The sequence below is a fragment of the Guptibacillus spartinae genome (assembly GCF_028610625.1).
Lineage (GTDB): Bacteria > Bacillota > Bacilli > Bacillales > Guptibacillaceae > Guptibacillus > Guptibacillus spartinae.
The window spans coordinates 51,729-58,931 of the sequence record NZ_JAQQWU010000019.1 but is presented as its reverse complement, the minus strand read 5'-3'; the positions used below and the strand labels follow the sequence as shown (position 1 = coordinate 58,931).

General features: G+C 41.2%; 10 protein-coding genes and 1 rRNA gene. 2 read left to right on the top strand and 9 right to left on the bottom strand.

From position 1 onward, the window contains the following. Positions 1-101, bottom strand: a 16S ribosomal RNA gene (locus tag PQ511_RS21600); the annotation flags it as partial. Between the two features lie 246 nt (positions 102-347). After that, entirely contained in the window at positions 348-572 is a 225-nt protein-coding gene (locus tag PQ511_RS21595; RefSeq protein WP_273854000.1) for a hypothetical protein, read from the bottom strand. A gap of 119 nt (positions 573-691) precedes the next feature. Here PQ511_RS21595 and pdaB point away from each other — a divergent pair, with 119 nt between their 5' ends. Then, positions 692-1,450, top strand: a complete 759-nt coding sequence (gene pdaB, locus PQ511_RS21590) for a polysaccharide deacetylase family sporulation protein PdaB (RefSeq protein ID WP_273853999.1) — start codon at positions 692-694, stop codon at positions 1,448-1,450. Positions 1,451-1,480: 30 nt separating this feature from the next. Here pdaB and PQ511_RS21585 read toward each other — a convergent pair whose 3' ends face one another. After that, on the bottom strand, positions 1,481-2,083 hold the full coding sequence (locus tag PQ511_RS21585; RefSeq protein ID WP_273853998.1) for a KinB-signaling pathway activation protein: 603 nt from the start codon (positions 2,081-2,083) through the stop codon (positions 1,481-1,483). 149 nt (positions 2,084-2,232) lie between these two features. Here PQ511_RS21585 and gerD point away from each other — a divergent pair, with 149 nt between their 5' ends. Beyond that, positions 2,233-2,862: a spore germination lipoprotein GerD gene (gene gerD / locus PQ511_RS21580; protein WP_273853997.1), complete on the top strand. Its 630-nt coding sequence runs from the start codon at positions 2,233-2,235 to the stop codon at positions 2,860-2,862. A gap of 40 nt (positions 2,863-2,902) precedes the next feature. Here gerD and PQ511_RS21575 read toward each other — a convergent pair whose 3' ends face one another. The 6 genes from PQ511_RS21575 to truA all read right to left on the bottom strand — a co-directional run bounded on the left by PQ511_RS21575 (position 2,903) and on the right by truA (position 7,202). Further along, a complete protein-coding gene (locus tag PQ511_RS21575) occupies positions 2,903-3,937 on the bottom strand; it encodes a P-loop NTPase (protein WP_226660049.1) in 1,035 nt (344 codons plus the stop codon). A gap of 111 nt (positions 3,938-4,048) precedes the next feature. Further along, on the bottom strand, positions 4,049-4,762 hold the full coding sequence (cwlD, locus tag PQ511_RS21570; protein WP_273853996.1) for an N-acetylmuramoyl-L-alanine amidase CwlD: 714 nt from the start codon (positions 4,760-4,762) through the stop codon (positions 4,049-4,051). An 81-nt stretch (positions 4,763-4,843) separates the two neighbouring features. Next, complete coding sequence (locus PQ511_RS21565; RefSeq protein ID WP_224591419.1) at positions 4,844-5,281, bottom strand: DUF2521 family protein; 438 nt, start codon at positions 5,279-5,281, stop codon at positions 4,844-4,846. A 160-nt stretch (positions 5,282-5,441) separates the two neighbouring features. Then, a complete protein-coding gene (gene rpsI, locus PQ511_RS21560) occupies positions 5,442-5,834 on the bottom strand; it encodes a 30S ribosomal protein S9 (RefSeq protein ID WP_098446000.1) in 393 nt (130 codons plus the stop codon). 19 nt (positions 5,835-5,853) lie between these two features. Then, a complete protein-coding gene (gene rplM / locus PQ511_RS21555) occupies positions 5,854-6,291 on the bottom strand; it encodes a 50S ribosomal protein L13 (protein ID WP_048313355.1) in 438 nt (145 codons plus the stop codon). A 170-nt stretch (positions 6,292-6,461) separates the two neighbouring features. Continuing rightward, positions 6,462-7,202 carry a tRNA pseudouridine(38-40) synthase TruA gene (gene truA, locus PQ511_RS21550; protein WP_273853995.1) on the bottom strand — a complete coding sequence of 247 codons (741 nt, stop codon included), beginning with the start codon at positions 7,200-7,202 and terminating at the stop codon, positions 6,462-6,464. Position 7,203 lies beyond the last annotated feature (1 nt).

Here is a 7,203-nt window from a genome sequence, read left to right as displayed (position 1 = left end):
CCGCTAAGATCAGGGAGCAAGCTCCCATCTCTTCGCTCGACTTGCATGTATTAGGCACGCCGCCAGCGTTCGTCCTGAGCCAGGATCAAACTCTCCGATAGAAAGCTTAATCTAGCTTTTAAAACATTTTGTTTCCGTAGAAACAACTACTTACATGGCGTTTCGTTCAGTTTTCAAAGAGCAATTCGTTTCTTTCAATGTCGTTTTCAGCGACTTTATTAATGTACCACATTAACTCAGTTGGCGTCAACAACTTTTTGAAATCATTTTTTCGTGTCCACCGCGTTGTTGCGGCGACCTATATAAATATACAGGTAGTTCTTCGTTTTGACAAGGGGTAATTTAAATTAATTTGAACTTTTTTTCAAGATGCGGAGGTACTTTGCTATCTCAGCTTGCGTGGCAGTTCGTTTATAGATACCTAACAGAAGTTGATAGCGCTCTTCCATCGCTCTTTTAACCAAACCATCAAGCCTACTGTTATCTAGATCCATCAGTAGTTCTTCCATTTCGCGCTTTAGCAAATACTCAATTTCTTTCATTTCTTTAAAGTTAACTAAAAGTCCGATCATCTGTATCGCTCCTTCCTCACCCCAGTATGACCAGGTGATTTGTGTTTTATGTGTTTCCCTAACAGTTTGTACATAGTTATGAAACTTTTCGCATATGAATGGGACAAAGGGGGTGCATAATGAAGTTTTTTTGGATTTGGAATGGAATCAGAATCAAGCAGGGACTTATTATTGTAACGGCTGCTTTCTTTGCTGCCATTATCCTATTTGTTGAAGGTGGAGACCTCGCCGTGTTTACAAATAATGATGTCCCGCTCGCTGTCGATCAGGTGAAGAGTGATGATAAACGGCTTGCCTTAACTTTTGATATTAGTTGGGGTGAAACGAAGGCAGTTCCTATTCTGGATGAATTGAAACAAAACAATGTGAAAGCTTCGTTTTTCATTTCTGGCGCTTGGGCAGAACGTCATCCTGAAATTGTTGAACAGATTACGAAAGATGGTCACGAAATCGGTAACCTTGGTTATCGCTACGAAAACTACACAAACATGAAAGATGAAGAGATCAAGAAAGATATCATTCGTTCGAGCGAAGCTATAAAAAAAGTTACCGATGAAGAGCCACAATTACTTAGACCTCCGAATGGAAACTTTGATAAGCGCGTTCTCTTGCTTTCAGACAAATTTAACTATACTGTCATTCACTGGAGTCTAGACTCTGAAGACTGGAGAAACCCAGGTGTAGAGAATATTGTTCAGAATGTCATGAAAGAAATTGATCCAGGTGACATCGTGCTTATGCACGCATCAGATTCAGCAAAACAGACGGCAGAAGCACTTCCAGAAATGATTGCCGCTCTAAAGAAGAAAGGTTATTCTTTCGCTACAGTAAGCGAACTTGTTTCAGACGCTAAGATTAAAAGTAAAGAAATAAAATAAGCCGCTATCCAATTAGATAGCGGCCTTTATCTATGCTTCTTTTTGAATTAAACGATGAAGTGTTAGCAATTGCCACACATTACTTACTAGTAGAGGAATCAAAATAAGCCAAAGCCACTTTGGATCATTGCTTTGTAGTCCTGGAATCCATTCAAGAATGGTAACAACGACAATAAAGAAAAGAGCGGGTATAAACGCCTGCTTATTTGTTTCTTTTTGCTTCACATATGCCGCAATGAGTCCTACCACTAAAAGAAATAATGCGATAAGTATGTAGCTAATCACACTTTCTCCTTCTTCTGCAAAAACCGCATAGCGGAAATAAACTAAATCAAATAAAGCAACTGCGATTAAGACAACCTGGATGGTATTCCAGAGTCTTACCGATTTGAAAATACCTAATCCAAAACGATGAATGGTTAAATACGCAAAAAAACCCATCTGACTAATCAAACTAAAGATGCTTGATACCCCTAATAACCAGAGTATTACTATTAAAAACGAGAGTAATTCTCCATTTTTTAGATCTGTCCAATACTGGGACCAGTCTAAGACAATACCTGTAAGCATACCGGCTGTTGATCCAATCAGAAGGGTTGTAAAGAATAAATAAACAAGATTTCTTGTTTTCAAGATCAAACCCCCGTGAACGTTAATGGTGCTTCTATGTTGAATTGTACCAATGCCGCTTTTAAATTGCTACCCTTCCTTTATTCACCGGGTATAAATTCACAGTTTCGCCTAATATTAAGAATAAGATCTTGAGAAAGGAGCGCAATGATATGAGTCAGCGTTTCAGACTACTTACGCTCGGATTTGTCATTTTTCTTATCGCTGGTTGTGCCACCGGTTCTGCCGAAGGATCTCAGGCCAATTACGAAGAAACGAAGAAAATGCTTGTCGACTTGCTAAAATCCGACGAAGGAAAAAAAGCGATTCAAGAAGTGATGTCAGATGAAGAAATAAAGAAACAGCTTGTTATGGAACAACCATTTGTGAAAGAAACGATACAGAAAGTGCTTACAACTGAAGAAGGAAAAGCTTACTGGCAAGAAATGTTGAAAGACCCTACGTTCGTTGAGAATTTCGCTAAAAACATTCAGGATGAGAATAAGAAATTATTTAAATCACTCATGGATGACCCTGACTATCAGGAAAAAATGATGGATCTGCTACAAGATCCAGTCATGGAAAAAAACTATCTACAACTCCTTGAAAGTAAACAATCCCGTCAGCAAATTAAGGATTTAATCGCCGAAACATTTGAAAGTCCACTATTTCAAGCTAAGATTCAGGAAATGCTTACCGGAATTACGTCGGAGCAACTGAAATCTTCTGGCGGCGGCAAGGAGGAAGGAACAGGTAATTCTGATTCCAAAAATGGAGGTACCTCTAATTCTGGACAGCAATAAACACACGAAAGGACATGCCTCGATGCATGTCCTTTCCCTTTTATTCCGCGGTTCTCTTTATAATCTCATTAGCAATTTGAAGATACTGCATTCCGATTGGATGATCTTCTTGATAGACAGAAGGCGCAAATTCAGCTTCGTCAAAGTCTGGTTGCCCGAGAGGCAGTCTTCCCAGAATGTCCGTTGATAATTCAGAAGCTAATTTATCTCCGCCTCCCTGGCCAAAGACATACTCTTTCTCTCCCGTTACTTTACTTTCAAAATAAGACATATTTTCTACAACACCGAGGACTTCGTGTTTTGTCTTAAGCGCCATTGCTCCCGCTCGTGCTGCAACGAAAGCAGCAGTAGCATGTGGGGTTGTGACAATAATCTCTTTTGAGGCAGGTAGCATCGTATGAACATCGAGAGCAACATCCCCAGTACCTGGTGGTAAATCAAGTAATAGATAATCTAGCTCTCCCCAATCCACTTCACTAAAGAAATTATTTAGCATTTTGCCAAGCATTGGGCCACGCCAGATAACAGGAGCGTTATCTTCTACAAAGAAAGCCATGGACATCACTTTAACGCCAAATCGCTGAACAGGATAGATTTTTTCATTCTCTACTTTTGGTCTCGTTTCAATACCCATCATATCAGGAACGCTAAATCCGTAAATATCCGCATCAATAATCCCAACCTTTTTCCCGAGGCGAGCTAATGATGTTGCAAGGTTTACGGTAACCGTCGATTTCCCAACGCCCCCTTTACCACTCGCTACTGCAATAAACTGTGTTTTACTCTCTGGAGAAAGCAATGGAGGAAGATCTGGGTTAGCTGACGTTCCCTCAGGCAGTTCTTCATCGGCTAATTGTTCAAATCGTAACCCTACAGACTCCGCACCAGCGCCTTTTAGCGTGTTGACAATCTCCTGCTGAACCTTCATTTGCTCAGCTGATTCCGTTTGAGCAAGGGCTACCTTCACACTGACATAGCCTTCCTTCGTTTTCACATCACGAATCGTGATACTTTTATGTAAAATAGGATCTTGCACCTTTTGTAGTAATTCAACGACTTGATCTTTCGTTAACATGGAGGCACCACCTTCTCTGAATTCGATTACATTGCTAGTATAACATATCATTCAGAGAGTTTTGACTATGGCGCTTCACGTGAAATCTCTTTATTTAAAACAAGCCAGTGCTTATTCTTCTGGCACTGGCTCGTTCGTGGCATAGCGAATAATCCCCTGGTAAATGGATGCTGCTACTTTGTTCTGATAGGTGTCCGTATTCAATAGTTCTCTCTCCGGGGGGTTTGAAAGAAAACCTACCTCCACTAATGACCCTGGAATTTCAGCTTCTCTAAGTAAATAAACACTGTCCATGTTCTTCGCAAGGCGATTTGTATTTTCTAAATTTCGTTTTATTTCATTTTGAATAAACCGAGATAGCGCCTCACTTTCTTTATTCACTGGATTATAAAATGTCTGAGCTCCACTCCATCTGGAAGAAGGAATGGCATTTAAATGAATGCTAACAAAAAGATTGTGACTTCCTTCGTTGATCAGTTCAACCCGATTTCTTAAATCCTCTGCTTTTCGATTACTTAGTCCTTTCGTTCCTTCAGATGCCAGGTCTGTATCCGTCTCTCTTGTCATAATGACCAGCGCCCCTGCTTCTTGAAGATAATCCCTTAATTTAAGTGATATTTTAAGAGCAATATCTTTTTCTACGATATTATTACCTACCGCTCCTCCATCAGCGCCTCCATGACCGGGATCAATCACAATAACCTGACCTGATAAAGGTAGATGCCAGGCATCCCATGAAGAGTCAATGGCAAATTTGTAATTAATGATAAATAACAGCACGATGATACCAGTGGCAACGCCAAATCGCTTATACCACTTCTTCATACTTATCCAACACCGCCCCTTATTTTGTCCTACCTTATCTATATGGGACAGGTGAAAGAATTAGTCTTGAAACTTTATCGGCTATTGGAGGCGTAGTCGCCGTCTCATCATGCCTTTTTCACAACCTGCTTTCCACCAACTTGAAACAAATACATCACACGTGATTTGTAAGGACTCTTCATACCCCTCTGACGTTTTCCAAAAAAGCCAATAGTCAAAGAGAGCTTCGATGAGCGCTTTCTCCAATTTAAAACATCGCTTATGCACCATCGTCATCGGTTCTCCATAATAGGAGAACTTGCTATACTCTGCGCCTAACAAATACGCTTCAATGGCAATATCCATACAAACATTCTCCACATCTCCCTTGTAGAGAATAGCCTCAGAGAAAAATGGAGAAAACATTTCCCTGATGTTATCTGATAACTCCTTTAGCGATATTTCAATTAAAACTCTCCGTTCGAATTCAAGGCGCTTATGACGCTGGCGTTCTTTGAATACGGTAATCACATTGTCCATCTCACCCATCCTCTCGACTCGTTTGATTTTAGTCTCACTCAAGCGTCAGGGAGTATGCGATATATGAACTGGTAATTCCTTCAGTTTTTTTTATGGCAACATGTAAAAAACAACACAAAAAAACCCCCGGCTCGAAGCCAGAGGTTTTGAATAAAACAGATTAACGTTTTGAGAACTGAGGTGCACGACGTGCTGCTTTAAGACCGTATTTTTTACGTTCTTTCATACGAGCATCACGAGTTAGGAAGCCAGCGCTCTTAAGTGTTGCGCGTGATTCCGGATCAGCTTGCAATAGTGCACGAGCGATACCGTGACGGATCGCGCCTGCTTGTCCAGTGAATCCACCACCGCTAACATTCACGAAAATATCGTAAGTGCCTTCAGTGCCAGTTTCAACTAGTGGTTGCTTAGAGATAAGCTTAAGTGTTTCTAGATCGAAATAGTCGTCGATCTCACGGTTGTTAATAACCATACGTCCGTTACCAGGAAGTAAACGTACGCGTGCTACAGAGTGTTTACGTCGGCCAGTGCCGTTGTATTGTACTTGTGCCAAGTTGATTCCCTCCTTTTAATTATCCTCTTAGTTCGTATTTTTCAGGCTGTTGAGCCTGGTGATTGTGCTCGCTACCAGCGAATACGTGAAGCTTTTTAATCATTTGGCGACCAAGGCTGTTCTTTGGAAGCATACCTTTGATTGCAAGTTCAAGCATTTGCTCAGAACGGTTAGTACGCATTTCTAGAGCATTTCTTGATTTCAAACCACCTGGGTGTCCACTATGACGGTAGTACATCTTGTCATTAAGTTTGTTACCAGTTAGTTCAATTTTCTCAGCGTTAAGGATGATCACATGATCACCAGTGTCAACGTGAGGTGTGAAAGTTACTTTATTTTTACCGCGTAGGATCGCTGCTACTTCACTAGCAAGACGGCCAAGTGTTTGACCTTCAGCATCAACGATGTACCATTTGCGCTCGACTTCGTGGCCTTTAGCCATAAATGTTGTACGCATGAGTTTCCCTCCTAAAATCAATCCAATTTATTTTAAAACTACCACAGAATATTCATTGTCAGTTGTCAGTCAGATTTCTAAATCCGGGGCAAGTGGATGTAGAAATACCAAAGAATATCTTATAATACTGGGAGACAAATGTCAAGTGTTTAAGAACTTTCTTTCCTTTTCTAAGAATACGAGACTTTCCATAGGTAGAGTCCATGGGGAGGAGCTGTTTTACCTGCTTTGTTTCGATCTTTTGCGCTAAGAATAGATGACATTTCATTAGCCGAACGGCGACCCTTCCCTACTTCCAGTAACGTGCCCATCAGAATGCGAACCATGTTATAAAGGAAGCCGCTCCCTTCGAACGTAAAAACGAGCTCGTCTTGTATTTGCTCAATCTCGATTCGATAGATGGTCCTCACTTTATTCATCACATCGGTGTTACTAGCGCAGAAAGAGGTAAAGTCATGCTCCCCAATGAAATCAGCTGCTGCACGCTTCATCTCTAACACATTAAGTGCATGTGGCTCATGCACCGTATAGTTTCTTCTAAACACATCAACCGCTGCGCGATTGTGCACTCGGTATTGGTAAGTCTTTCTTACAACGTCATACCTTGCATGGAAATTACTCGATACAGCTTCTGTGTGCAAAACTCTCACATCACCAGGAAGCTGAGCATTTAAAGCTCGCGTCCAATTTTCAGGAGGAATCGAGAGCGTGGTATCAAAATGAATCACCTGGCCATACGCGTGCACTCGTGCATCAGTTCTTCCAGACCCCGTAACTGGTATGACTTCCCCTTTGTGCATTTGCTGTAATGCACGCTGCACTTCCTCCTGCACTGTACGTCCATTCGGTTGCACCTGATAGCCATTATAAGCAGTCCCATCATAAGAGAGCGTCATTTTTATCCGTTGCATC

Coding starts and splice junctions, on each gene's coding strand:
- PQ511_RS21595 (WP_273854000.1), bottom strand. CDS start 572: ATGATCGGACTTTTAGTTAACTTTAAAGAAATGAAAGAAATTGAGTAT.
- pdaB (WP_273853999.1), top strand. CDS start 692: ATGAAGTTTTTTTGGATTTGGAATGGAATCAGAATCAAGCAGGGACTT.
- gerD (WP_273853997.1), top strand. CDS start 2,233: ATGAGTCAGCGTTTCAGACTACTTACGCTCGGATTTGTCATTTTTCTT.
- PQ511_RS21575 (WP_226660049.1), bottom strand. CDS start 3,937: ATGTTAACGAAAGATCAAGTCGTTGAATTACTACAAAAGGTGCAAGAT.
- cwlD (WP_273853996.1), bottom strand. CDS start 4,762: ATGAAGAAGTGGTATAAGCGATTTGGCGTTGCCACTGGTATCATCGTG.
- PQ511_RS21565 (WP_224591419.1), bottom strand. CDS start 5,281: ATGGACAATGTGATTACCGTATTCAAAGAACGCCAGCGTCATAAGCGC.
- rplM (WP_048313355.1), bottom strand. CDS start 6,291: ATGCGTACAACATTTATGGCTAAAGGCCACGAAGTCGAGCGCAAATGG.
- truA (WP_273853995.1), bottom strand. CDS start 7,202: ATGCAACGGATAAAAATGACGCTCTCTTATGATGGGACTGCTTATAAT.